The sequence below is a fragment of the Zobellia russellii genome (assembly GCF_018728565.1).
GTDB classification, from domain to species: domain Bacteria; phylum Bacteroidota; class Bacteroidia; order Flavobacteriales; family Flavobacteriaceae; genus Zobellia; species Zobellia russellii.
Genome location: NZ_JACSOI010000001.1, coordinates 1,020,060 through 1,045,116 on the forward strand (window position 1 = coordinate 1,020,060; position 25,057 = coordinate 1,045,116).

21 protein-coding genes are annotated in these 25,057 nt (G+C 39.3%); 6 read left to right on the forward strand and 15 right to left on the reverse strand.

The annotated features are described in order from the left end of the window. Positions 1–104: 104 nt before the first annotated feature. Complete coding sequence (locus tag H9565_RS04245; protein WP_215437894.1) at positions 105–923, forward strand: DNA/RNA non-specific endonuclease; 819 nt, start codon at positions 105–107, stop codon at positions 921–923. 32 nt (positions 924–955) lie between these two features. Here H9565_RS04245 and rodA read toward each other — a convergent pair whose 3' ends face one another. The 8 genes from rodA to H9565_RS04285 all read right to left on the reverse strand — a co-directional run bounded on the left by rodA (position 956) and on the right by H9565_RS04285 (position 10,059). Beyond that, the gene (gene rodA, locus H9565_RS04250; protein ID WP_215437896.1) at positions 956–2,239 is read right to left on the reverse strand and encodes a rod shape-determining protein RodA; all 1,284 of its coding nucleotides are present in this window, start codon (positions 2,237–2,239) and stop codon (positions 956–958) included. A 3-nt stretch (positions 2,240–2,242) separates the two neighbouring features. Then, positions 2,243–4,165 carry a peptidoglycan D,D-transpeptidase FtsI family protein gene (locus H9565_RS04255; protein WP_215437898.1) on the reverse strand — a complete coding sequence of 641 codons (1,923 nt, stop codon included), beginning with the start codon at positions 4,163–4,165 and terminating at the stop codon, positions 2,243–2,245. A 48-nt stretch (positions 4,166–4,213) separates the two neighbouring features. Beyond that, positions 4,214–4,723: a rod shape-determining protein MreD gene (locus H9565_RS04260; RefSeq protein ID WP_215437900.1), complete on the reverse strand. Its 510-nt coding sequence runs from the start codon at positions 4,721–4,723 to the stop codon at positions 4,214–4,216. Then, positions 4,713–5,534, reverse strand: coding sequence for a rod shape-determining protein MreC (gene mreC, locus H9565_RS04265; protein ID WP_215437902.1), 822 nt, complete (start codon positions 5,532–5,534; stop codon positions 4,713–4,715). Before mreC ends, H9565_RS04260 begins: the two co-directional genes overlap by 11 nt. An 89-nt stretch (positions 5,535–5,623) precedes the next feature. Next, positions 5,624–6,652: a rod shape-determining protein gene (locus tag H9565_RS04270; protein ID WP_013992538.1), complete on the reverse strand. Its 1,029-nt coding sequence runs from the start codon at positions 6,650–6,652 to the stop codon at positions 5,624–5,626. Between the two features lie 66 nt (positions 6,653–6,718). Next, positions 6,719–8,248 (reverse strand): bifunctional phosphoribosylaminoimidazolecarboxamide formyltransferase/IMP cyclohydrolase, encoded by a 1,530-nt coding sequence (gene purH, locus H9565_RS04275; protein WP_215437904.1) that lies wholly within the window; start codon positions 8,246–8,248, stop codon positions 6,719–6,721. Between the two features lie 176 nt (positions 8,249–8,424). Further along, positions 8,425–8,883: a GAF domain-containing protein gene (locus tag H9565_RS04280; protein ID WP_215437907.1), complete on the reverse strand. Its 459-nt coding sequence runs from the start codon at positions 8,881–8,883 to the stop codon at positions 8,425–8,427. An 87-nt stretch (positions 8,884–8,970) separates the two neighbouring features. Next, positions 8,971–10,059, reverse strand: a complete 1,089-nt coding sequence (locus tag H9565_RS04285; RefSeq protein WP_215437910.1) for a hypothetical protein — start codon at positions 10,057–10,059, stop codon at positions 8,971–8,973. Between the two features lie 214 nt (positions 10,060–10,273). Between H9565_RS04285 and H9565_RS04290 the strand changes: the two genes are divergently transcribed. The 3 genes from H9565_RS04290 to H9565_RS04300 all read left to right on the forward strand — a co-directional run bounded on the left by H9565_RS04290 (position 10,274) and on the right by H9565_RS04300 (position 13,505). Further along, positions 10,274–10,687, forward strand: a complete 414-nt coding sequence (locus H9565_RS04290; RefSeq protein WP_215437911.1) for an HYC_CC_PP family protein — start codon at positions 10,274–10,276, stop codon at positions 10,685–10,687. 175 nt (positions 10,688–10,862) lie between these two features. Beyond that, a complete protein-coding gene (locus H9565_RS04295) occupies positions 10,863–13,121 on the forward strand; it encodes a TonB-dependent receptor (RefSeq protein WP_215437913.1) in 2,259 nt (752 codons plus the stop codon). 27 nt (positions 13,122–13,148) lie between these two features. Further along, entirely contained in the window at positions 13,149–13,505 is a 357-nt protein-coding gene (locus H9565_RS04300; protein WP_215437915.1) for a heavy-metal-associated domain-containing protein, read from the forward strand. Between the two features lie 435 nt (positions 13,506–13,940). On the opposite strand, the gene groL is transcribed toward H9565_RS04300, so the two are convergent. From groL to miaB, 7 genes are all read right to left on the reverse strand, one after another. Beyond that, positions 13,941–15,572 carry a chaperonin GroEL gene (gene groL, locus H9565_RS04305; protein ID WP_215437917.1) on the reverse strand — a complete coding sequence of 544 codons (1,632 nt, stop codon included), beginning with the start codon at positions 15,570–15,572 and terminating at the stop codon, positions 13,941–13,943. Between the two features lie 102 nt (positions 15,573–15,674). Next, positions 15,675–15,953 carry a co-chaperone GroES gene (locus H9565_RS04310; protein WP_194525858.1) on the reverse strand — a complete coding sequence of 93 codons (279 nt, stop codon included), beginning with the start codon at positions 15,951–15,953 and terminating at the stop codon, positions 15,675–15,677. A gap of 144 nt (positions 15,954–16,097) precedes the next feature. Further along, positions 16,098–16,460, reverse strand: coding sequence for a preprotein translocase subunit SecG (gene secG, locus H9565_RS04315; protein ID WP_215437920.1), 363 nt, complete (start codon positions 16,458–16,460; stop codon positions 16,098–16,100). A 6-nt stretch (positions 16,461–16,466) separates the two neighbouring features. After that, positions 16,467–17,387, reverse strand: a complete 921-nt coding sequence (locus H9565_RS04320) for a hypothetical protein (RefSeq protein ID WP_215437923.1) — start codon at positions 17,385–17,387, stop codon at positions 16,467–16,469. A gap of 64 nt (positions 17,388–17,451) precedes the next feature. After that, positions 17,452–17,970 carry an LPS assembly lipoprotein LptE gene (lptE, locus tag H9565_RS04325; protein WP_215437926.1) on the reverse strand — a complete coding sequence of 173 codons (519 nt, stop codon included), beginning with the start codon at positions 17,968–17,970 and terminating at the stop codon, positions 17,452–17,454. A gap of 59 nt (positions 17,971–18,029) precedes the next feature. Then, the gene (locus H9565_RS04330; protein WP_215437930.1) at positions 18,030–19,298 is read right to left on the reverse strand and encodes a sigma 54-interacting transcriptional regulator; all 1,269 of its coding nucleotides are present in this window, start codon (positions 19,296–19,298) and stop codon (positions 18,030–18,032) included. Between the two features lie 29 nt (positions 19,299–19,327). Continuing rightward, positions 19,328–20,773 carry a tRNA (N6-isopentenyl adenosine(37)-C2)-methylthiotransferase MiaB gene (gene miaB, locus H9565_RS04335; protein WP_215437933.1) on the reverse strand — a complete coding sequence of 482 codons (1,446 nt, stop codon included), beginning with the start codon at positions 20,771–20,773 and terminating at the stop codon, positions 19,328–19,330. Between the two features lie 329 nt (positions 20,774–21,102). Here miaB and H9565_RS04340 point away from each other — a divergent pair, with 329 nt between their 5' ends. Then, a complete protein-coding gene (locus H9565_RS04340; RefSeq protein WP_215437936.1) occupies positions 21,103–22,401 on the forward strand; it encodes an LVIVD repeat-containing protein in 1,299 nt (432 codons plus the stop codon). A 120-nt stretch (positions 22,402–22,521) separates the two neighbouring features. After that, positions 22,522–25,029, forward strand: a complete 2,508-nt coding sequence (gene topA / locus H9565_RS04345; RefSeq protein WP_215437939.1) for a type I DNA topoisomerase — start codon at positions 22,522–22,524, stop codon at positions 25,027–25,029. Positions 25,030–25,057: the final 28 nt, after the last annotated feature.

Below are 25,057 nucleotides of genomic sequence, written 5' to 3' on the forward strand. Positions count from 1 at the left end.
AAATACATTGCATTGTATGAAATGTGCTTATTTGTCGAATTTTTTAGCGTTTACTTACATTTAAGCTAGTTCAACACCTATTGATTTTATAGTACATTTGAAGAATGAATAAGACTCAAAAGAATAAGCTCATCTACTCTGTTCTAATGTTGGTTTGTATAGGTGCTTTTTGGTTATTCGAAAATTTTTATACACCGAATACCTATTCGCAGCAAACCGAAAATGGACCAAAAACCACCATAGCCGGTACCCTTATGCCCAGTTCAACAACAGGAGATGTGGTTGAGCACAGTCATTATACACTATCGTATAATGAACCTTATGAGCAAGCGGAATGGGTGGCGTACACATTAAAGAAAGAACATTTGACCTATGATGACCGTAAACGACCTTATTTTATTGAGGACCCCAAGGTAAGAACAAAATCTGCAGATTGGAGAAATTATAAGGGTTCCGGTTATGATAGAGGGCATTTATGCCCGGCGGGAGATAGAAGATTCTCCAAGCAGGCCTATAATGAAACATTTTACACGAGTAATATTAGTCCTCAAAATCGCGAATTTAACGCGGGAGTATGGAATGAACTGGAGATGCAAGTGCGAATGTGGGCCAAACAATACGGAGAGATTTTTGTGGTTACGGCTGGAGTTTTGGAAAAAGGCTTGGAAGAGATAGGGGATGAAGATGTGGATGTGCCTAAATATTATTACAAAATTATATCTCGTGGAGCTGGGGAGAACCTAAAGGTGCTAGCTTTTTTGATGGAAGGAAAGCAGAGCACGAAACCTTTAAAACAATTTAGTGTTTCTGTTGATGAGGTAGAAAAACGAACAGGCATCGATTTTTTTGAAAGGCTTCCTAAACAACTTCAGGGTAAAGTAGAAAGTACGGTAGATACTAGCAGTTGGAAGTTTAAATTCTAAGATGTGCTATTCTTCTTTATCGTTGCTATATTCTAAATACCTTCCTTAAGGCGGTTGGCATCCAATTTTAAGAAAATAAATAGGAGGGCCGTAAAAAACAATAGCCCTGATCCACCATAACTAAAGAAGGGTAGGGGAATACCAATTGTTGGAAGTACACCTATTACCATACCAATATTTATAAAATAATGTATGAGTAGAATAGAAATTACCCCATAACCATACATTCGGGCAAAACCGGTTTTCTGTCTTTCTGAAAGATAAACAAGTCGTAATAATAAAAAAGTAAAGAGAAGTACCACTGTTGCCGTTCCCAGGAAACCCCATTCTTCACCAACGGTACTAAAAATATAATCTGTATGCTGTTCAGGTACAAAATCACCTTTGGTTCGTGTTCCTTCTAAAAAGCCTTTGCCAAAAAAACCGCCGGATTCAATGGCTTTTTCAGATTGATACGTGTTGTAGCCAATGGTTTTTCTAATGTGTTCCAGTTTGGCAGGGTCCTTTTCAAGACGTAACCAAAGACTGAACCGGTCACGGTGGCGTTGCTCAAAAACGTTGTTAAAAACAAAATCAACGGAAAGGGAAAACAGAATGGTTACAACAACAGCTATTGCGGTAGGTATTATTGGAACTTTAAATTTTTTCTTTTTTAATAGAAAGAAAAGTATCAAGATCAAAGCAATGCCTATGGTAATCCAAATGGTACCGAACATTAAGGTTGTTACGAAAATAAGGATGGCAAAAAAGGCAATCCCTAGATAGTAGATAGGTAGGCCTTCCCTGAAAATCACAAAACTTAAAGAGAAAAAGACTAGAGCACTACCCGGGTCAGGTTGAGGTATAATCAATATAGCCGGAATTAAAATAATCAAGAAGGCGTAGAGCTGATCTTTATTTCGTTTTATATCGGTCTGTATATCACTTAAGTACTTGGCCAAGGCCAAGGCTGTTGCTACTTTTGCCAGCTCGGATGGCTGAAGGTTAAAAAAGCCCAAATCATACCAGGAGGTAGCTCCTGCTATGGTTTTTCCAAAGACAAATAAGCCCAGTAGTAGTACCATTGATATGATATAGAGTACACTGGAGAACCGTTCATAGAAGTTGGCCTCAAGAGCCAGCAGAATTACAATAGATGCAAAACTGGTAAGTATAAAGAAAAGTTGCTTGCCATGTAGAGTTCCAAAATCAAATATGGAAGAGTCACTTTCCGAAAAAGTACTTGAATAAATGTTTACCCAACCTATGGTTAGAAGTAGTACGTAAAATAGAACAGAAAGCCAATCAATACGTTTAAGGACACTTTTACCGGCCATATGCTATTGTTCTGATTGGGTTGCTTGTTCTTGGTACTTTATAGAATGCTTGCTCCAATCGTATTCGTTTATTTTAAATTCTTTGCCACTGTATGGTTTAGCGTATTCACTTTCCAAAGTTCGCTCTAGCATTCTTTTTTCCAGGTCTTTTCGGGTAATTTCGCCTTTAAGGTATTTTTCAATCATCAAAGAGGCAATATGTCCGGCGTACCTAGATCCGTAGTATCCGTTTTGAATGTATACGGCTATGGCAATTTTGGGGTTTTCTACTGGGGCAAAGGCCACAAAAACCGAGTTGTCCGTTAATTGGGTCTTGACGCTATCTATTTTTATAAAATTCTCTACGGTACCGGTCTTTCCTGCAATTTCAATGTCAGGTATTTGTATGTATTGTGCCGTTCCTTTATGATAAACGTCTGCCATACCTTGAATTACAGGTTCAAAATGTCGCTTATCAATAGTAGTGTGCTTTGGCTCTACAAAATCTGGGATACTTATTTCTTTGCCGTCTATTTTTTTAAGAACATGAGGCGTATAGAAAAAGCCTCTGTTGGCTATGGCAGCGGTCATGTTGGCCAACTGTATTGGGGTAACGTTTACCTCTCCTTGTCCAATGGCATTGGAGTAGGTGGTAGTGGCAGACCATCTTTTGTCTCCTTCTCCGTACCATTTATTGTATAGGGCGGTACTGGGAACGCTACCTGGTCTTCCTGTGTAAAGGTCGGAGCCTAGATAAGACCCTAGCCCAAAACTTCTAACATGCTTCTCCCAAGCATCCATAGCGTCGCTATTGGATGGGAATTGTTCAAATAATTTTTTATAGGCACCTACAAAATAAGCGTTGCATGATTTGTAGATTCCGTTGTTCAACGTTCTTACACCTCCGCCACAGTGACAGCCCTTTTTACTTCTTCCGATAAAAAAGCCGTGGTGGCAAGTAAATGTAGTAGATGGTGTAATGGCTCCTTCTTGCAATGCAATTAAAGCATTAATGGCCTTGAATGGAGAACCTGGACTTTTTTCAAACGAAATAGATCTGTCAAACGTTGGTTTGGAGATTGAATCGTAGTGTAGCTTGCTATAATTAGCAGATCTTTTTCTCCCTACTAAAAGAGACGGGTCATAGGTAGGCCCTGAAATCATGGATAATATTTCTCCCGAAGACGGTTCAATGGCAACAATACCGCCCCATTTTCCGTGCATAAGACGCTCTCCATACTCTTGAAGATGCTTGTCTATAGTAATATTTATTTCAAAACCTTGTTCCGGTAAGGTGTCCAAGGTTCCATTTTTATAGGGTCCAATATCTCTGTTGAACCTATCTTTTTGAATGTATTGTACGCCCTTTCTTCCTCTTAAAATATCTTCATATACTTTTTCTACACCTGTACGGCCGGTAAGTTCACCCTGTACGTAATAGGGGTTTTTTGCCAAATCACGTTCGTTTACTTCGCTAATGTAACCCAATACGTTTGCGGCACTATTGGTATCATAATAGCGTAGCGAACGTTTTTGGATGTAGAAACCGGCATAGTGGCGCATTTTCTCCTGAAGTTTTGCGTAATCTTCTTTGGAGAGTTGAGGAACAAAAACTGAAGGAAGTCGTGGCGAATAAATCGTAGCTTTACGCAGTTCCTTTTTAAATTTTTCTTTGTCTATTTTTAGAAGTCCACAAAGTTCCAATGTATCTAGTTCGCGAACCTCACGAGGTATAACCATGACGTCATAGGCAGGATCGTTACCTACTAAAAGCTCCCCATTTCTATCGTAAATATAACCGCGCTCAGGATAATCATATACCCGTTTTATTGCGGGGTCTTCTAAAACTTGATCAGGGGAAAAGCTGAATATCTGCAGATAGGAAAGCCTGCCGAGAAACGTAATACCAATAATTACGATAATGGATGATAATAACAGCTTTTTCATCTTAGATGAAATTTTTGATTAAAGAGGTTTATAATTTTTTACGCTTATTTACTCTTTGCGAACACTAAACAGTGAACCAAATAATAAGCAAAGAATAAGAGTTGCGATGCCCGTAGCCAATACTTTTTTCAAAATTAATAGGAAATTAGCCAAACTAAAAATTTCCAGAGTAAAGAAAACAGAGTGATGTACTATAATTAATAACGCCAAATACGTAATTTGTTGTACCCTAGTGGTGTTACTTAATTTAAAACTTTGAAATTCAAAATTAACACCAAAAACAAATCGCATAATTGCGGGCCTCATATAGGCTATTGTAATTGTAGATGCCGCGTGTATGGCCATCGTGTCCGAAAAGAAATCTATTGCAATGCCCAGTAAAAAGCCAAGACCTATAAATGCCGCCCTGTTTTCTTTTATGGGATACCAGTAAAGAAACAGAATGTAGACCATAGGGTTTATGAACCCAAAAAAGTTGAGCCTATTGAACACAAGCACTTGTACCAGTACTAGCAGTATAAAACGAATGACGTTTAAGAAGTAGTAGTTACTGACCATTGGTCTCCGTTTGTTTTTCTAGTTCTAAAATTTCCTCGCGGTACGAATTATCTATGATGTAGACATTCTTGATATTTGTCATATCATTAAATAGGGCTACATCTATATTGTAAAAACTCTTAGAAGTATTTAGGTCAAATTTTCTAATGGTTCCAATAGGTATGTTTTCTGGAAAAATACTACTCATTCCTCCGGTTACAATAGTATCTCCAATGGTAAGTGGCACCAATCTAGGTATATCTACCAACTGCACTACATTATATCTTTTTGTATCCCATACCAAAGAGCCAAAATGGTCGGTATTCTTTATTTTGGCGTTTATGTTGGATTTTTCGTTTAAAATAGACTGTACCGTGGCAAAATTATTCGAGGTGTTTTCTACAATGCCCAAAATACCTTTGCTGGTAATTACACCCATATCCGGCTTAACACTATCCTTTTTGCCTTTATTTAAGGTAACGTAGTTGCGGGGGTCCGCAAAACTGTTCTTAATGACCTTACCCGTAGTAATAGTATATGTTAGTTGTACCGAATCTAAGATAGTGGAGTCTATTTCTTTTTTGTTGAAGAGCAGCTTACGCAGGTACTCGTTCTCCTGCATTAGCTTCTCGTTTTCCTTATCCAGGCCAAAATAGGTAGAAACATCATTTGAGGTTTCTAGGATATTGCCCGTAATCCAGTTGGACGAGTTGAAAAAACGGGATTGGTGATACGAGTGAGACTGTATCGTAAAGCCCAAAGAAACAATCATCAATAAGACATAAAGAAGGAAATTCTTATATCGTATGATAAAGTTGATGATCTGCTGCATTCACTAATGGATTTGGTGAAACCTGCGAAGCAATTCCGAATGGAAATAAAATTTAAACCCTTTTGAAATCGCCCCGAAATCTTTAGGTTTTATTTGATAAGGATACTCTTGTAGCGCTCTAAGTTTTTAAGTGCTATACCTGTACCCCTAACTACGGCACGTAACGGGTCTTCTGCGATATAAACAGGTAGGTCTGTCTTTTGTGATAGCCTTCTGTCCAATCCACGTAACATAGAACCACCCCCTGCTAAATAAATACCGGTGTTGTAAATATCTGCGGCCAGTTCTGGTGGAGTCTGGGAAAGTGTTTCCATTACGGCATCTTCTACACGAAGAATGGATTTGTCCAATGCTTTCGCAATTTCACGATATGAAATCTGGACTTGCTTAGGCTTTCCTGTCAATAGATCACGACCTTGTACCGATTTTTCGTCCGGAGGTGTCTGTAAATCTTCTGTTGCCGAACCTATTTCTATTTTTATATTCTCTGCAGTAGCCTCACCCACATAAAGGTTGTGCTGCGTACGCATGTAATAAATAATATCGTTAGTGAAAACATCACCTGCAATCTTAACGGATTTATCGCAAACGATTCCTCCAAGGGCTATAACAGCAATTTCTGTAGTACCGCCCCCTATATCTACGATCATGTTTCCCTTTGGCTGCATAATGTCCAGCCCAATACCTATAGCCGCTGCCATTGGCTCATGGATCAAGTAAACTTCTTTACCGTTTACACGTTCTGCAGATTCTTTTACGGCACGCATTTCCACTTCGGTAATACCTGAAGGAATACAGATGACCATACGAAGTGCAGGTGGAAACCATTTCTTTTTTAAGGCAGGGATATTCTTGATGAACATATTGATCATCTTTTCCGATGCATCAAAATCTGCAATAACCCCATCTTTTAACGGGCGTATTGTTTTAATGTTTTCGTGGGTCTTGCCCTGCATCATGTTCGCCTCTTTACCTACGGCAATTATCTTGCCTGAAATACGGTCACGAGCAACGATGGACGGGCTGTCCACAACTACCTTGTCCATGTGAATGATAAGGGTGTTCGCCGTACCTAAATCGATGGCGATTTCCTCAGTCAAGAAATCAAAAAATCCCATTTGTAATCTTGTTTGGTTATGTTACTAGCTTGATAGGGGTGTGTTTCATCGACAAAAGTAATGAAATTAATGCTTGAAATGACGGGTGCCCGTCATAACCATAGATACGTTGTTTTCATTACAGTAATCAATACTCAATTGGTCTTTTATAGACCCGCCCGGCTGTATAACGCTAGATATACCACTTTTATTGGCTATCTCTACACAATCTGGGAAAGGAAAGAACGCATCGCTCGCCATTACGGCTCCTTCAAGGTCAAAATTAAACGATTTAGCCTTGTGAATTGCTTGGTTTAGAGCGTCTACACGAGAGGTTTGCCCTGTTCCGCTAGCGCATAATTGTTTGTTTTTAGCTAAGACAATTGTGTTGGACTTGGTATGCTTACATAATTTGGAAGCAAAAATTAAATCTTCCAAATCCTGTTCCGATGGTTTAGTGTTGGTTACGTACTGTAAATCTTCTATGGCATCCGTTCTATGGTCTTTGTCTTGAACTAAAAATCCGTTAAGACAAGTTCTGACCAAAGTATCCGGCAACACCACATCATTCTGAACAAGAATAATACGGTTCTTTTTGCCTTTTAGTATGTCAAGTGCTTCTTGAGAATAGCTTGGTGCTATAACTACCTCGCAGAACAAACCGCGAATTTCTTCTGCCGTAGGTTTGTCAATTTCAACATTACTGATCAAAATACCTCCAAAAGCAGAAACGGGATCACCGGCCAAGGCATCTACATAGGCTTGGTGAATGGACTCGCGTTGTGCAAGGCCACAAGCGTTATTGTGCTTTAATATGGCAAAAGTTGGCGCATCGTTCTTGAATTCGTTCATTAGATTAACTGCTGCATCAACATCTAAAAGGTTGTTGTACGATAATTCTTTGCCGTGTAGTTTGTTGAACATGGCCTCAAAATCACCAAAGAAGAACCCTTTTTGGTGTGGGTTTTCCCCATAACGCAAAACTTGGCCCTTTTCTTCGCTTATTTTAAGCGTAGCTTCTTGTTGTTCTTTATTAAAGTAGTTGAAAATAGCTGTATCATAGTGAGAAGAAACGTTGAAAGCTTTTGAAGCAAAACGCTTGCGGTCCTCTAGGCTTGTACTTCCGTTACCTTCTGTGATAACGTTTAAGAAATCTGCGTAGTCTTCCATAGAAGAAACACAAAGCACATCTTTGAAGTTCTTGGCAGCGGCACGTATAAGAGAAATACCGCCTATATCGATCTTTTCAATAATATCTTGTTCCGGAGCACCGCTGGCTACGGTTTTTTCAAAAGGATAAAGATCTACGATAACGATATCCAATTGTGGAATTTCAAATTCTTCTAACTGGGCAACATCACTTTCATTGTCCTGTCTGTTAAGGATGCCTCCAAAAACTTTAGGGTGTAAAGTTTTAACTCTTCCTCCTAATATAGAAGGGTAGCTGGTTACGTCCTCTACGGGCACAACATCAACACCTAGGTCTTTTATGAACTTCTCGGTTCCTCCGGTGGAGTAGATTGTAATTCCTAATTCTTGGAATTTTTTAATGATAGGTTCTAGTCCATCTTTATGGAATACGGAAATAAGTGCAGAAGAAGCTTTTTTGATGCTCATTTTAATAGGATGTTGTTACTAAGTTAAAAAGACACGCAAAAGTACTTTTTTTGAAAGAAAAAATAGCCGAGGTTATCAACAAAACAGCTAAAGTTTTAAACTGATTCGTGTCAAATAACACGGGGTGGCATCGATAAACGGCATTGATATATTAAAAAAGTGCTTTTAGGTATGGGTTATGGGATGTATATTTTGGCCACTTCGGTATTTATAAACTCTAAAAAGCGTTCGTCTTCTTCCGTAAACGGATCAGGGGTATTGGAATCTATATCTATTTGACCAACGTTTTCACCATTAATAAATAGTGGAACCACAATTTCTGCCTTTACCGTAATACTGCAGGCAATATAATTATCCTGAGCCTTAACGTCCGGTACAACAAAATTTTGATTGGATACTGCAACTTGGCCACAAATACCCTTGCCAAAAGGTATAATTGTATGATCGGTAGGTGCGCCTGCATAAGGGCCTAATTTTAATTCTTCCTTATTGCCGTTTTTAAAATAGAACCCTACCCAATCATAATGGGGAACGGTTTCTTTAAGAAGCTCACAAAGGTTTTGCAGTCTGTTTTCTACGGTTGTTTCGGTAGAGTGTAGTATGGAAGACGCTTGGGTGCGTAATGTGTTGAACATGCTAATTTTTTGTGCAAAAATAAGCTTTTGTAAACAAAAAAAGGGTGCCGAATTAACGACACCCTCTTTTCAATATTTTAAAATATTTTATGGTTGTACTTTCACGTCAAAGACAATGTAGTCCGTAATGCCATAGCCGGCCTTTATATCTGTAATTTTAATAAGACCTTTTTTACCATATTCGTCCACAAACTCAATTACCTCGCCAACAGCAAGATTTGTTCTTGATTCAAAGGTGGTTTCGTTTATGAAATTTAGTTCACCCGCTAAGACAATTGCATCAAACTCAGCTGTTGTAGTAGATGATAGGTCAAAATACATGTGGTTTAAGGTTTCTGTTGCGGCATTTTCCTCGGTATCATCAGCTTCAAGACCTTTAACGTCAAAAGGAAATACATCATTATAGGTTGCAGTAGAGGCAAAGGAAGCTTTGTCATTTGCAGAATCACCAGAAGCCCCGTAGTAATATCCAAAATCCCAAAACGCTCTAAATTCAGGGCCGCTATCTATTCTGTACTCGGTGCCGTTCAGAAGGGAAAAAAATGTTTCGGTCTTGCCAAATTCATCTGGTGCAAATAATTTTACATCTGTAAAAGATCTTACCTCGGCGGCAGCGTTTGTGCCATTACCAACTGTAACGGTAATTGTACCTACGCCCAATGCTTTTCTTTTAGTGGCATCCCTAAAATCTCCCTTTCCGGTCGTAGTCCAGAATTTGTATACTATTTCTCCATTGTCAATATCAGGAACCGGAAGTTCAAAAGTAAAGTCAATAGCTTTTTGGGTATCTCCATCTAAGTCAACAGAACCATCACCTTTTAAAGCTTCTTTGAGGTCTTTGCCTTCTATATTAAAGTTATTAAAAGGCATATCTCCACTTCCGGATATGTTTTGGGTGATGTACAATCTTTTTTGGTTGTTTACGGAAGTATAAATAATACGTCCAGGAACAGTTGCGCCTACTTCGCCAGATGCTTCAGCAACTAAAATGTCATTGGAGCTATCATTTTCATTGATTATTAATGTGGCTGTGTTTGATCCGTCAGGATTTTCTTGTTCCTGATCTGTGGGAGTGTCAAAAACAGAACCTTCATCGCTACTACAGCTAGAGGCCATAAAGGCTAATGCAAAAATTGCAAATCCAGATTTTACTACTGATCTAATATTCTTCTTCATTTCTAAAATTTTAAGTTGAAAGCGGTTAGTGAATCGGATGTACTGTAAGTTTTATCCGTTATAATTAGTACCTCTACAACGATCTAATTCTATTTTATTGCCCTAAATGTCAGTTTTAAATTCATTTAATCATGAATTAGCGGGAAACTCTAAATTTTAGTTAAAGACTAGGGCTAAAAATAAGAATGGCAGTTTATTTCTTAAATTTGCCTTAATGAACCGAAAGATACATTCTTATTTTGCTTGCTTCATGGCGTTGGTGCTACTGGTTTCTACAACTTCTTTTAAAGTAGAAAAGCACTATTGTATGGGGCATCTTGTAGATGTTGCATTTTTCTCGGATGCCCAAGATTGCGGTATGGCAATGTCTTTGGATGAGAATATAGGTTCTACTGTAGATAAAATGTCATGCTGTAATAGTGAGTTGATCGCTATGGAAGGGCAAAATGACGTAAAACCTTCTTTTAACGATTTTAACCTTGACCAGCAAATGGTTTTGGTTGCGTTCGTTTATTCTTATGGGGTTCTTTTTGAGCCAGTAGAGGCTAAACATGTTCCGTACAGTCACTACAATCCTCCCAAAATAATCAAGGATATTCAATTGCTTGATGCTGTCTTTTTAATTTGATTTTCTTCAATTTTTTGTGCTGTACTGCGTAGTATGGTTTCGGTTGGTTTAATCGGAGCATCTCATGTGGTAAGGTAGTTCTCTTAAGGCTATAGGTCTAATTTTATTGGGTTGTTCCAGTAGGGGACTACGAATAAAACAAACAAATTGACAATAGAAAATTCAATTTAAATAGATGAATAAATTAATAATAACGCTTGCCTTGTTATTGCCTTGGCTCTCTTTTCCTCAAGAAAAGGTAGATGGGACAGTGGTGGAAGCAGGCAATAGTAATCCGTTAGGACTTGCGGGGGCCAATGTATATTGGATGGATTCCCAAATAGGAGTAGTAACGGATATAGATGGAAAATTCTCCATTCCTTATAAAAAGGAGTACAATAAGCTGATCATTAGTTATGTGGGCTATGAGTCCGATACCTTATTGGTAAATGCCCCTAAAACAATACGTCACGGTTTAAAGCCCTCCAATGAGCTGGAAGAAGTGGTGGTGCAACAGGAACGGGACCATATTCAAAAAACCTACTTTAGCCCACAAAATACGGTAACCGTAAATAGTGCGGAGTTGTTAAAGGCGGCCTGTTGCAATTTGGCTGAAAGTTTTGAGACCAATCCCGCAATAGATGTAAACCTATCCGATGGGTTAACGGGAACAAAACAAATTGAGATGTTAGGACTTACCAGCCCGTATTTAATGATTACCCAGGAGAATATTCCAATGGTGCGCGGTGCCTCGCAGGCATACGGACTCACATTTACCCCAGGTACTTGGATCGAGAGTATTCAGATTACCAAAGGTGCGGGTAGTGTGGTAAACGGCTATGAAAGTATTTCGGGTCAAATAAATACGGAATTGGTTAAACCTTTAACAGATAGTTCCATTTTTATAAATGGATATGGTAATGAGAACGGGCGGTATGAGTTGAATACCCATTTTAATAAAAAGTTGTCCGAAAAATGGAGCACTGGACTTTATATCCACGGAAATAAAAGAACTCAAAAAGAAGATGATAATGGAGATGGGTTTCTTGATGCTCCCCTGGCAGACCAAATTAACGTAATGAACCGCTGGCAGTACCAAGATGCGGAGAAGGGTTGGGTAAGCTTTTTTAATGTCCGGTTTTTAAATGATGAAAAGCAAGTTGGAGAGGTAGATTTTAACCCTAATACGGATAGGGTAGATGGAGCAAACGGATTGCAGAATGAAGCCGAAGTATGGGGGAGTGAAATTAACACCCGCCGTTTTGATACTTCTTTAAAACTGGGTTACGTTTTTCCGGAGTTGCCATTTCAGAGTTTCGGTTTTCAAACGGCTTATAGTTTACACAAACAGGATTCGTATTTTGGTTTTAGAACTTATGATATTAACCATGAGAGCATCTACACCAATTTGCTTTTCAACTCTATCATAGGAGATACACGCAACAAATTTAAAACAGGATTAACCTTTGCTTATGACGGTTATGATGAAATGGTAACCGCTACGGATTATTCTAGGGAAGACCGTTCGGTAGGTGCTTTTTTTGAATATAGTTATGAGAATTTGGAAAAGGTAAGTCTTACTGCCGGTGTTCGTGTAGACAACCACAATAGGTTGGGTACGTTCGTTACCCCAAGATTCCACATGCGATATACACCTTGGGAAAAGGGAAGTTTGCGAGGTTCTTTTGGTAGGGGTAAGCGCGCCGCCAATATTTTTGCGGAGAATCAACAGCTTTTTGCTTCGGCACGTGAGATAAAGATCTTAAACTCTAGCGGAGAAGTATACGGTCTTGATCCCGAGGATGCATGGAATTATGGGGTAAGTTTTTTACAAGGGTTTAATTTTCTGAATGGAAAAGGAGATATCTCGGTAGACTATTATATTACCCATTTTGAAAATCAGGTTGTAGTGGATTGGGAAAGTTCACAAGAAGTCTTATTTTATAATCTGGAAGGAGATAGTAAGGCAAAGAGTTTTCAGGTTGAAGTGAATTATGAGCCTCTACCTCGTTTAGATCTGCGGGTTGCGTATAAAAATTATGACGTAAAAACCGATTATCAAAGCGGTAGTCTTCAGAAGCCGTTACAGGCTCAAGATATGTTCTTTGCCAATGTTGGTTATGAGACAAAAGCAAAGGAAAATGGTTCTAAGTGGAAGTTTGATTATACGTTGCATAGTGTGGGAGAAAAACGATTGCCGGATACGAGTTCAAATCCAATAGCGTATCAACTGGCAACTACATCATCACCCTATAATCATATGAATGCACAGATAACAAAAGTGTTCTCTAATACGTTTGAAATATATGTGGGGGGAGAGAACTTATCCGGAGTACAACAAGATAATCCGGTTTTAGGGGCTGACGACCCTTTTGGTCCCAACTTTGATACTACTATTATCTATGCGCCTATTATGGGACGTATGTTTTATGGAGGTTTTAGAATTAAAATTTAATAACACTACTAATTAATACATATACAAATGAAAACTACAGTTTTATCAATGGCGATGGCCCTATTTGCTCTAGTGACCTTTGCTCAGGAAAAGAATAAAAAAATGACCTTTGACGTTAATGGAAAATGTGCCATGTGCAAAGAACGGATAGAAGAAGCGGCACTTAATGTAAAAGGGGTAAAGTATGCCTCGTGGGATATACCAACGCATCAATTGGCGGTTATTATGGACGAGCGTAAAACAGACCCCATGAAAATAAAAACTGCTATTGTAGCAGTAGGTCACGATACCAAAGAATTAAAAGCTACAGAGGAAGCTTACGAAAGTGTGCACCCTTGTTGTAGATATAGAGAAGATAATTCAGATGATGGTGCTGACCATTAATATTTAAGCGTCTAATGGCCAGGGTGTTAGAAGTAAAGAGGTAAGGTTAAATTGGCTGAAAAAATTTTAGTTAATTTTTTCCCAATGAAAATATCACGGATCAAAAACTAATTTACCTTAGATTAGTTTTATTTAACACACGAAAATCATGGCACAAGCAAAAAATGCAGGTAAATCATCTGCTAAGCCGTTAGCAGCTAAAGCTGGTAAAAAGGCTGCTCCGAAAGCTGCTCCTCGTAAGAAGTAGTTAGGTTACGGCCTGGAATAGGCGCTTACCGTTCGGACATGAAAACCACCTTCTGTAAATAAAGAAGGTGGTTTTTTTGTTGGTATAAGTGCATTAAAAAAAAGCTGCTCTTGAAACTTCAAGAGCAGCTTTAATTATAATATATGTCGTCCGCAAACAAGCTAAAAATTGCCTGTGGCGGCTCGCCACTACATCATGCCTGGCATTCCGCCTCCACCCATTGGTGGTGCAGCAGGAGCATCTTCTTTAATATCGGTCAATGCACACTCGGTAGTTAAGATCATACCGGCAACAGATGCAGCATTCTCCAATGCAACACGAGTTACTTTCTTAGGATCGATAATACCGGCTTTTGTCATTTCAACATATTTCTCGGATTTAGCATCGTAACCGTAATCTCCTTTACCTTCAAGGATTTTAGCAATTACAACTGAACCTTCACCACCTGCGTTAGAAACGATAGTTCTTAACGGTGCTTCAATGGCACGGGCAACAATCTGTAGACCTGTAGCTTCGTCCTCATTTTCTGTAGCAACTTTAGAAAGAACTGCTTTAGCTCTAACCAAGGCAACACCACCACCGGCAACGATACCTTCTTCTACAGCAGCTCTTGTTGCATGTAAGGCGTCATCTACACGGTCTTTCTTTTCTTTCATTTCAACTTCTGATGCAGCACCTACGTAAAGCACGGCAACACCACCGGCCAACTTGGCCAAGCGCTCTTGAAGTTTTTCTTTATCGTAATCAGATGTAGTGGTCTCAATTTGAGATTTGATCTGGTTTACTCTAGTCTTGATATCTTTTGCAACACCGCCACCGTTTACGATAGTTGTATTGTCTTTGTCTATCTGTACTTTTTCACAAGTACCCAACATGTCTAGTGTAGTATTGTCCAAAGAGAAACCTCTTTCTTCAGAAATAACCGTACCACCTGTTAGGATAGCGATGTCTTCTAACATTGCTTTTCTACGGTCACCAAAACCTGGAGCTTTAACAGCTGCAATTTTTAAAGAACCTCTTAATTTGTTTACTACCAAAGTAGCCAATGCTTCACCATCAACATCTTCTGCAATGATCAATAAAGGTTTTCCGGATTGGGCAACTGGCTCCAATACAGGAAGTAAATCCTTCATAGAAGAAATCTTCTTATCAAATAATAAGATGTAAGGGTTTTCTAGGTCAGAAACCATTTTTTCTGAATCCGTAACAAAGTATGGAGAAAGGTAACCTCTGTCAAATTGCATACCTTCAACAACATCTACGTATGTGTCGGTACCTTTTGCTTCTTCAACGGTAATTACACCTTCTTTACCAACTTTTCCGAAAGCCTGGGCGATCAAGTCACCAATAGTTTCGTCATTGTTGGCAGAAATAGAAGCCACTTGCTTTATTTTTTCTGAAGAATCACCAACCTTTTTAGATTGCTTGGCCAAGTTTTCAACAATAGCTTCAACTGCTTTGTCAATACCTCTCTTCAAATCCATTGGGTTTGCGCCGGCAGCAACGTTTTTCAAGCCTTCTTTAACAATAGCTTGAGCCAAAACTGTAGCTGTAGTAGTACCGTCTCCCGCAAGGTCATTGGTTTTAGAAGCAACTTCTTTAACCATCTGGGCACCCATGTTTTCTAGAGGGTCTGCCAACTCAATTTCTTTTGCTACCGTAACACCATCCTTGGTTACCTGTGGAGCACCAAAGGATTTGCTGATGATTACGTTTCTACCTTTAGGACCTAATGTTACTTTAACTGCATCTGCCAATGCATCAACGCCTCTTCTAAGGCCGTCGCGTGCATCAATGTCAAACTTTATATCTTTTGCCATAATAAATATTAGTATTAGTTTTTCTCACCAAAGTGAGAGTCTTTTGAATTTATCTTATGTACTTCCTTGAAAATTCCAGTGGTTAATGGAATGTGAAAGAAACTATATGATTGCTAAAACGTCACTTTCACGCATCATAAGGTAATCAACGCCTTCAAGCTTAAGCTCAGTGCCTGCGTATTTACCATATAAAACAGTATCACCAACTTTAACTGTTACTTGCTCGTCTTTGGTACCAGGTCCAACGGCAACTATTTTACCTTGTTGAGGTTTTTCTTTGGCAGTATCTGGAATGTAGATACCTGATGCTGTTTTGGTTTCGGCAGCCATAGGTTCAATAAGAACCCTATCCGCCAATGGTTTAATGTTCACTTTTGCCATATTTTTAGTTTTTAGTTTGAAAAATTATATTCTCAGGTGGTACTAGGCAGAAATTATGCCATTACGGGAAAACTGACACATTGTTAAACCAAAAATGCCAGCTTGTCACTAAGCTGGCATTTTTGTGTATGAATGTAAGTTATTTTATAAACTATCGGCAGGAGAACTTGCTGGTTCAGGAGCCTGTTCCGGTAAAGCTTCCGGTACTGTTTCTGGAACAACGGTCTCAATGCCGTCTCCGTTCAGTAATTTTGAGTCTGTGTCACTAAAGTTGCCTTTAAGGGCAACGTTAGAAGCTAGGATAAGAACAACAAGTAAAATGGATAAGGTCCAAGTACTTTTGTCCAAGAAATCTCCTGTCTTTTTTACACCGCCAACAATTTGACTGCCACCGCCACCAAAAGAAGATGACAACCCGCCACCTTTAGGGTTTTGAACCATGATGACTAGTATTAGCAAAAAGCAAACTATAATAATAAGGATTAAAAAAATGGTGAACGTACTCATAATGCCTTACTTATTTTCTTGTTGTAATTTTTCTACCGCTTTAATTCGGTCTGCAAAGAAACCACTTTTTTCCGGATATTTCAAACTTAAAATTTTATAAGATTGAATGGCCTTTTTATACTTTTTTTGCTCTAGGTAAACCTTTGCCAAGGTTTCGGTCATCAGTTCCTTTTTGTCAAGCGTAACAGAGCTTTCTATAGCAATCTTTTGAACGTCTTTGTTGGGTTTTATTTTTGGGTTTTCTGCAATGAACTTGTCAATAAGGTCAAACTTTTTCCTTTTAAGGATTTCCTCTTCTAAGGGAAATGCAATAGGTTCAGGTTCTTCTTCAATGGTTTTTTCTGCAGGTGTATTTTGTTCTTCTCTTTTAACAGATGTAAAGGTGGTAAGCTGAAGCCATTCTGCGAACGAGTATTTTTCCCTTTTGGTAAAGGGTAGGGGTTCTCCCAATTCCAATTTTTCCGAAGCTTTTCTTTTGGCTTCCGCTATTTCTTCATCAATCTTAGGGTCTTTAGATTGAAAGAGTTTGGGGTCCAATAATTTGTCGGCATCTGCGGATGTTAGCGGAATAGGGATTTCTACAGGGCTACTTTCGTTTTTGGCGGTCTCTATTTCCTCCGAAATAATTTCAGTTTCCACTAGTGTTGTGGCTTTGCCCGAAATTTTATCGGCAATGGTATTCTGTAAAAATTCCTCAGAAGTAATAAAGTCAAAAAGAACATCGCGATCCGTAGTATATGCGGCGGTTATTTTTAGTGCATTGTTGTATTTAAAACTGTTCAGGTTTTTTAGCCCCTTTAGTTGTAATGCACGTGCGGCTTGAAAGTACGGATAATCTTCCAAAACCTCTTCCAGTTGTTTGGTCTGAAGTGGAGATACCACTTTGTCCGGGTGCTGTAAAAGGTATGTAAAATCTTGTACGTTCATTGTGTTGGGTTACGGGTAATACTGCGTATTCTTGTTTTTTTGGACCTATAAGTTAGAAAACCTTTTACCAATCTGCCAAGGAAGCGTTGAATATATCTTGGGTTATCCGTTCAAAAATAACTTCTAAGGCTTCGGTCTTTACGGCGGACAGCTGTGAGTTTGCGGGGTAATCATAGAAAAATGAAAAGCGCTGGTCAAAATCTGCATCTTGCTTTGTTTTATTATAAAACCGGACTTTAACCGCCATGGATAACCGGTTCTGCGCCGCAGTTTGTTGTGCTGTTGCACTCATTGGAGATATGCGGAATTCAACTATTTCGCCTTCATACAGCAAATCGCCGTTTGAGGAGGTCAAGTCAAGACTGGTTTGGTTTAAAATACGATCTTGGAGCGCCAAAGTAAAATCTCTTTCCAGTCCGGGTTCAAAAGTAGAACCGGGGTTTTGGGTAGCGTAATTTTGAAACCTAGGTACCGTAAATGTAGTGGCGGTACCTACATTGCCTCCTGTAAAATTGTAAACACCACATCCATTAAGCGAAAGGATCAGAATGAGGCTGAAGGCTAAGTATAAATTCTTTTTCAAAGTACTATGTATATTAAAGTTGTTACGGCATAAAACACTAATGTGGTGTTCTAGGTCTGTTATAAATCGTACTGTTTTATTTTACGGTAAAGCGTTCGCTCCGAAATTCCTAGTTCTGCTGCTGCGGCTTTTCTTTTACCACGGTTGCGTTCCAAGGATTTTTTTATGAGTTCTACTTCCTTTTCCTGTAAAGATAAGGTTTCTTCTTCTTGAATTTCTTCGGCAAAATGGTACTTGTCCTCTACGGTAGGTTTGCTAACGGGCTTTTCTATCCGTGGTTCGGGAAGGTGTAACACTTCTAATGGCGTACGCTCCTCTTCTTCTACCGCTTCGTCATGGTCGCCATAAATTTTTCTGATCAGGCCTTCGTTCTCTTCCTGAACTTTTTCACCATCATTGTTCTTCATTAACTCTAAGGTGAGTTTCTTTAAATCGTTTAGGTCGCTTTTCATGTCAAAAAGAACCTTGTAAAGAATCTCCCTTTCATTACTGAAATCGCTTTCTGCCTTTTTTTGACCAATAACGGCAGGTAAATTAGTGTTGTTGGAATTTGGAAGGTAACCGTTTAGGGTAGACCAAGATACACTTCTACTTTCTTCTAGGACGGAAACTTGTTCGGCAATGTTCCGTAATTGACGAATGTTGCCAGGCCACCTGTATTTTAACAAAAGGTCAACCGCATCATCATCTAAACGAATAGTAGGCATCTTGTACTTCTGTCCAAAATCCGAAGCAAATTTTCTAAAGAGTAAATGTATGTCTCCTTGTCTTTCCCGTAGCGGTGGAATATTAATTTCTACTGTACTTAGCCTATAATAAAGGTCTTCCCTGAATTTTTCTTTTTTAATGGCATCGAACATGTTTACGTTTGTTGCCGCTACAATGCGCACATTGGTCTTTTGTACTTGGGATGAACCCACTTTTAGAAATTCACCGTTTTCAAGAACCCTTAATAATCTAACCTGGGTGGTAAGGGGCAATTCTCCTACTTCATCCAAAAAAATGGTTCCGCCATCAGCAACTTCAAAATAACCGCTTCGGGTTTGTGTGGCTCCGGTAAAAGCGCCCTTTTCATGACCAAAAAGCTCACTATCTATAGTGCCTTCCGGAATGGCCCCACAGTTTACGGCAATATATTTGGCATGTTTTCTATGGGATAGGGAATGGATTATTTTAGGAATGGCCTCTTTACCCACACCGCTTTCACCTGTTACAAGAACAGAAATGTCCGTAGGGGCTACTTGTATGGCTTTTTCTATAGCACGGTTGAGTTTTGGGTCATTGCCAATTATCTCAAATCGTTGTTTTATGGCTTGTACGTTTTCCATGGTTCTTTGTGGTTCGGGGGTATTGGTTTCTAGTTGTTGTCTGAATATCCTACGGCTTCACCAATTAAAGTGGCAGAAGTACAGTCATCCATTCGTACCATAACAAACTCACCGATCTTGTAATCCTCTCTTGGGAAGACGGCAACGGTATTTTGTGAGTTGCGTCCCATGAAATGTTCGTTCGATTTTTTTGAAGTGCCTTCAATTAAAATTTCCTGAACCTTGCCCAAGTGTCTTTGTGTGCGCTCTTGGCAGTGTTCTCTTTGAAGGGCGATAACTTCAGATAGTCTTCGCTTCTTTGTTTCTTCGGGAACATCATCCTCCATTTTTCGTTCGGCCAAAGTTCCGGGTCTTTCGGAATAGGAGAACATATAACCAAAATCATACTTTACATACTCCATTAAAGATAAGGTGTCTTTATGGTCATCTTCGGTTTCAGTTGGGAAACCAATGATCATATCCTGTGAAATGGAACAATCGGGAATAATTTGGCGAATATTATCAATAAGTTCAAAATACTCCTCGCGGGTATGCAAACGGTTCATTTCTTTTAATATGCGATCACTGCCACTTTGTACCGGAAGGTGAATGGAATTACAGATGTTCTTGTATTTGGCCATGGTGTGGATAACATCTAAGGTCATGTCCTGTGGATTGGAAGTAGAAAACCGAATACGCATTTTGGGTTGGGCCAATGCCGCTTTTTCCAACAATTGCGAAAAGTTCACCGCGGTGGCCTTTTCCATATCCGAGGCTTTGCTAAAATCTTTTTTCAATCCGCCACCATACCATAGGTAACTATCAACATTTTGGCCTAAAAGGGTAATCTCTTTAAAGCCTCTGTTCCATAGGTCGTTTACTTCGTCTATGATAGATTGTGGGTCGCGGCTACGTTCGCGACCTCTAGTAAAAGGAACTACGCAGAAAGTGCACATATTATCGCAACCTCTGGTGATGGATACGTAAGCCGTTACTCCATTGGTGTTCAACCGCACGGGGGAAATGTCTCCGTAAGTTTCGTCCTTGGAAAGAATAACGTTTACGGCATTACGGCCCTCTTCTATTTCTTGTATCAGATTGGGTAGGTCTTTGTAGGCATCCGGTCCCACGACCATATCCACTATTTTTTCCTCTTCTAAAAATTGATGTTTTAAGCGTTCGGCCATACAACCAAGTACACCCACCTTCATATGGGGGCGGTCTCTTTTAATGGCGCTAAACTTTTCCAGACGTTTACGAACAGTAAGTTCCGCTTTCTCGCGAATGGAGCAGGTATTCACCAATACCAAATCTGCTTCGGTAAGGTTTTGGGTGGTGTTAAAGCCTTCATTGACTAAAATGGACGCGACGATTTCACTGTCCGAAAAATTCATCTGGCAACCATAGCTTTCTATATAAAGTTTTTTGCTGTTGGAATTTTTCTTGCCAAGTGCTAGGGCAGAACCCTGAAGCGATTCGTCTATAATTTTCTCCATATCTATTGTTGCCTTTCTAATATAACGGGCAGCAAATATAGGGCTTAAAACAGGTTTGTGACAAATTGACAGTAAAATTTAATATTATTTTACAACTCCCTAGATAGTAGTTCGTCTGTTTTCCTGAATTCTATAGCCAGAGCTAATAATGCAAATAACGTATTGTGGGTCCATAGTCTGCTCCAAGATGTTTTTGTGATCAGTATGGGATTGTAAGGTAATTGGAAAATTTAAAAATCTCTCTGCCCATACGCAACGGATTCTATTGTTGTGTATCTTATTAAGGTATAGGGTGTAAAGGTTGCCTCAATAAACATAAAGACCAAACTATGAAGAAGAACCTGTGTTTTATATTGCTAACTGCTATTGTTACTTTAGTTTCCTGTAGTGATGATAAAGATGATGTTGCGGGTAAGGAGTACCGTGTTGCAACACCTTTGATTGCGAATCTTTCTGAATTTAAGGAAGAAGCCGTAGATGTTACGGAACCTGTTCCAATGATAGAATCCGGTAAAATTTATGCATACCAAGATTATGTTTTCGTTAACGATGTGCATAGAGGCTTTCATGTTTTGGATAACAGTAATCCGTCAAGTCCCAGTGCTATTTCATTTATAAAGCTCGAAGGTAATTATGATATTTCCATAAAGGACGACCGTTTGTATGCGGATAGCTATGGAGATTTGGTTATTATGGATATATCTAATATCAATGATATTAAAATGGTGCAGCGCATAGAAGGTGCTATTTATCAGCAATTTTGGTGTACCGTTGGTTTTGATGTGGATTGGCCGGAGGCGGATTTTTATGATTATGAGGGTTTTGATGCTTCCAAAGAGGCTATAGTGGGTTGGGAAGTAAAGACGCAACGCCTTTCGGAAGATGAGCTTAGGGATAAATATGGTGTTGGTGGAGATCCCACTATAGATTTTGCTTTGAACGATGCAGTGTCGGAGATAACTCCAAGAACTGGTGGTACGGGGCAAGGCGGGTCATTGGCTCGGTTTAAAATTGTAGATGATTATCTGTATGCGGTAGAATGGTCAAGCATTAGTGTTTTTGATATTTCCAACTTGGATAGCCCTAAGGTTTTGGAAGATGTATACGTAAATGGTACAATTGAGACCATATACAACCAGGGAGATATTTTGTTCATAGGTGGTACACAAGGCATGTATATATATGATATATCATCACCGGATAAGCCAGAATTTATATCGGAGTTTGTTCATGGCACAGCCTGTGACCCGGTAGTTGTAGATGGTAATTATGCTTTTGTAACCCTTCGTGGGGAAAACTCTTGTGGCAATACGGAAAGCGGACTATATATCGTTAACGTGTCCAATCTGGCCAGTCCAGAGCTGGAAAAGTTTTATCCTTTGGACGGTCCTTATGGTATCGGTTTTAAAGGCGACAACCTTTTTGTTTGCGATGGTGCTTCCGGTTTAAAGGTATATGATAAGACCAATGTTAATGATTTAAAGTTAATAAGTCATTTTAAGGATGTTGTTACTTATGATGTTATTCCTTTGGAAGATTCTTTGCTCATGATAGGCGATAAAGTACTCTATCAATACAAGTACTTAAACAATGACCTACGGTTGTTAAGTACCTTCAGCTTAAAGTAAAATAAATTTTAAGAAATGAAAACACCCCTGAAAATAGGGGTGTTTTTTTATACCTTATATATATGGTATGACAGCTAATTAAAAAAATCAATTACTTTTGTTTTATCAAACAAACCATGAATGGCTAAGAATTTAGTAATAGTAGAGTCACCCGCGAAGGCAAAAACGATAGAAAAGTTTTTAGGAAAGGATTTTAAGGTAGAGTCCAGTTTTGGGCACATTGCCGATTTGCCTTCCAAAGAACTGGGTGTGGATGTAGAGAATGATTTTGCGCCAAAATATATAGTGGATAAGGATAAGAAAGCCCTAGTTAAAAAACTGGGTGATCTTGCCAAAAAAGCTGAAACTATATGGCTAGCGAGTGATGAAGACCGCGAGGGAGAGGCTATTTCTTGGCATTTAGCGGAAACTTTAGGGTTGGATAAGGATAAGACCAAGCGTATAGTTTTTAACTCCATTACCAAGGCGGCCATTCAAAAAGCGATTGAAAATCCGCGCGAAATAAACTATAACTTGGTTAATGCCCAACAGGCTAGACGGGTTTTAGACCGTTTGGTGGGTTATGAGCTTTCTCCTGTTTTATGGAAAAAAATTAAGCCAGGGCTTTCCGCAGGTAGGGTTCAATCTGTAGCGGTTCGGCTTATTGTTGAGCGAGAAAGAGATATTGAAGCCTTTACCGCAGAAGCTTCTTTTAGGATATCGGCAGAATTCAAAACGCTAGAAGGTAGTGTGTTCACGGCAAAATTGAACAAGACGTTCCCTTCAAAGGAAGAGGCTCAGGTATTTTTGAACGAAAATATAGGAGCGGATTTTTCGGTTGGTAATTTAGATAAGAAGCCGGCTAAAAAATCGCCTTCGGCACCTTTTACAACTTCAACATTACAACAGGAAGCTTCAAGAAAGCTATATTTTTCAGTAGGTAGGACCATGCAAGTGGCGCAGCGCTTATATGAAGCGGGACTTATTACCTACATGAGAACGGATAGTGTTAATCTTTCCAGTGAGGCCATATCGGCAGCAAAAGATGCCATTATAGATAATTATGGCGAAAAATATAGTACGGTTCGTAACTTTAAAGGAAAATCCAAAGGAGCACAAGAAGCTCACGAAGCCATTAGGCCTACGGATATAACCAACCAGTCTCCATCATTGGAGCGTGACCAGTCTAAATTGTACGAGTTGATTTGGAAACGTACCATTGCATCGCAAATGAGTGATGCGCAATTGGAACGTACCAATGTAAAAATTCAGGCAAGTACCCATTCAGAGCAATTTACGGCCAATGGAGAGGTAATAAAGTTTGATGGTTTCCTTAAAGTATATATGGAGGGGCTTGATGAAGAGGATGTAGCCGAAGAACAGGAAGGAATGCTTCCTGCCATGAAAGTGGGGGAATCCTTAAAAAACAATTACATTACCGCAACCGAACGTTTTTCAAGACCGCCATACCGTTTTACGGAAGCATCTTTGGTTAAGAAATTGGAAGAACTGGGAATAGGAAGACCGTCAACCTACGCGCCAACTATATCTACCATTCAGAATAGGGGATATGTAGAAAAAGGAACCGTAGAAGGCACGGAAAGACATTACGTACAATTATTGTTAGAGGCGGGTGCCGTTCAAGAGAAGAAACTATCGGAAATGGTAGGTTCGGACAAAGGAAAGCTTGTTCCTACGGATATAGGTATGATTGTAAACGATTTCTTGGTAAGTCATTTTGCAACCATTCTAGATTATAACTTTACAGCTAAAGTAGAGGAGGATTTTGATGAGATAGCCGAGGGTGATGAAGATTGGCAGAAAGTCATGAAAGACTTCTATAAAGACTTTCACCCTAATGTATTGGATGTTCAGGAGAATGCAGACCGTGCCAGTGGCGAACGTATTTTGGGAGAGGACCCAAAAACAGGGCGTCAGGTTTCCGTACGTTTGGGCCGTTTTGGGCCTATGGTGCAAATGGGTACTGTAGATGATGAGGAAAAGCCAAAGTTTGCGAGCCTTTTACCGGACCAATCCTTAACCACCATTACCTATGAGGAGGCTATGGAGCTTTTTAAACTTCCTAGAAAATTAGGGGTTTACGAAGGGGAGGAAGTAGAGGCAAACGTAGGGCGTTTTGGTCCTTATGTGCGTTTTGGTAAAAAGTTTGTTTCGTTGGAAAAAGGAGAAAGCGCCTTTGATGTCGATTTTGCACGTGCGGTAGAGTTGATAAAAGAAAAACAAAAGGCCGATGCCCCTATTTATCACTATGAAGATAAAGAGGTAACCAAAGGAACCGGTAGATTTGGGCCGTTTATTAAGTGGGACGGTATGTTCATCAACGTTAATAAAAAATACGATTTTGATAATCTTTCTGAGGCAGACCTTATTGAATTGATCGAGACTAAAAAACAGAAAGAGATAGATAAGGTGGTCCAAAATTGGACAGAAGAAGGAATCCGAATAGAGAAAGCAAGGTGGGGTAGGCACAATATTATAAAGGGTAAAATAAAGGTGGAGTTGGCCAAAACGGTAGACGCTACCAAAATATCATTGGAAGAGGCCCAAAAACTTATTGAGCAAAAAACACCAAAGAAGAAAACAAAGGCAAAGGCCAAGCCCAAAGCCAAACCCAAAGCAAAAAAGTAATAGGTTTGAGTATAGTGGTATTGGTTAT

Coding starts and splice junctions, on each gene's coding strand:
- H9565_RS04290 (WP_215437911.1), top strand. CDS start 10,274: ATGAACCGAAAGATACATTCTTATTTTGCTTGCTTCATGGCGTTGGTG.
- topA (WP_215437939.1), top strand. CDS start 22,522: ATGGCTAAGAATTTAGTAATAGTAGAGTCACCCGCGAAGGCAAAAACG.
- groL (WP_215437917.1), bottom strand. CDS start 15,572: ATGGCAAAAGATATAAAGTTTGACATTGATGCACGCGACGGCCTTAGA.
- purH (WP_215437904.1), bottom strand. CDS start 8,248: ATGAGCATCAAAAAAGCTTCTTCTGCACTTATTTCCGTATTCCATAAA.
- H9565_RS04295 (WP_215437913.1), top strand. CDS start 10,863: ATGAATAAATTAATAATAACGCTTGCCTTGTTATTGCCTTGGCTCTCT.
- H9565_RS04245 (WP_215437894.1), top strand. CDS start 105: ATGAATAAGACTCAAAAGAATAAGCTCATCTACTCTGTTCTAATGTTG.
- H9565_RS04330 (WP_215437930.1), bottom strand. CDS start 19,298: ATGGAAAACGTACAAGCCATAAAACAACGATTTGAGATAATTGGCAAT.
- H9565_RS04285 (WP_215437910.1), bottom strand. CDS start 10,059: ATGAAGAAGAATATTAGATCAGTAGTAAAATCTGGATTTGCAATTTTT.
- H9565_RS04320 (WP_215437923.1), bottom strand. CDS start 17,387: ATGAACGTACAAGATTTTACATACCTTTTACAGCACCCGGACAAAGTG.
- miaB (WP_215437933.1), bottom strand. CDS start 20,773: ATGGAGAAAATTATAGACGAATCGCTTCAGGGTTCTGCCCTAGCACTT.
- H9565_RS04340 (WP_215437936.1), top strand. CDS start 21,103: ATGAAGAAGAACCTGTGTTTTATATTGCTAACTGCTATTGTTACTTTA.
- H9565_RS04260 (WP_215437900.1), bottom strand. CDS start 4,723: ATGGTCAGTAACTACTACTTCTTAAACGTCATTCGTTTTATACTGCTA.
- secG (WP_215437920.1), bottom strand. CDS start 16,460: ATGAGTACGTTCACCATTTTTTTAATCCTTATTATTATAGTTTGCTTT.
- H9565_RS04310 (WP_194525858.1), bottom strand. CDS start 15,953: ATGGCAAAAGTGAACATTAAACCATTGGCGGATAGGGTTCTTATTGAA.
- H9565_RS04280 (WP_215437907.1), bottom strand. CDS start 8,883: ATGTTCAACACATTACGCACCCAAGCGTCTTCCATACTACACTCTACC.
- H9565_RS04255 (WP_215437898.1), bottom strand. CDS start 4,165: ATGAAAAAGCTGTTATTATCATCCATTATCGTAATTATTGGTATTACG.
- rodA (WP_215437896.1), bottom strand. CDS start 2,239: ATGGCCGGTAAAAGTGTCCTTAAACGTATTGATTGGCTTTCTGTTCTA.
- H9565_RS04300 (WP_215437915.1), top strand. CDS start 13,149: ATGAAAACTACAGTTTTATCAATGGCGATGGCCCTATTTGCTCTAGTG.
- mreC (WP_215437902.1), bottom strand. CDS start 5,534: ATGCAGCAGATCATCAACTTTATCATACGATATAAGAATTTCCTTCTT.
- H9565_RS04270 (WP_013992538.1), bottom strand. CDS start 6,652: ATGGGATTTTTTGATTTCTTGACTGAGGAAATCGCCATCGATTTAGGT.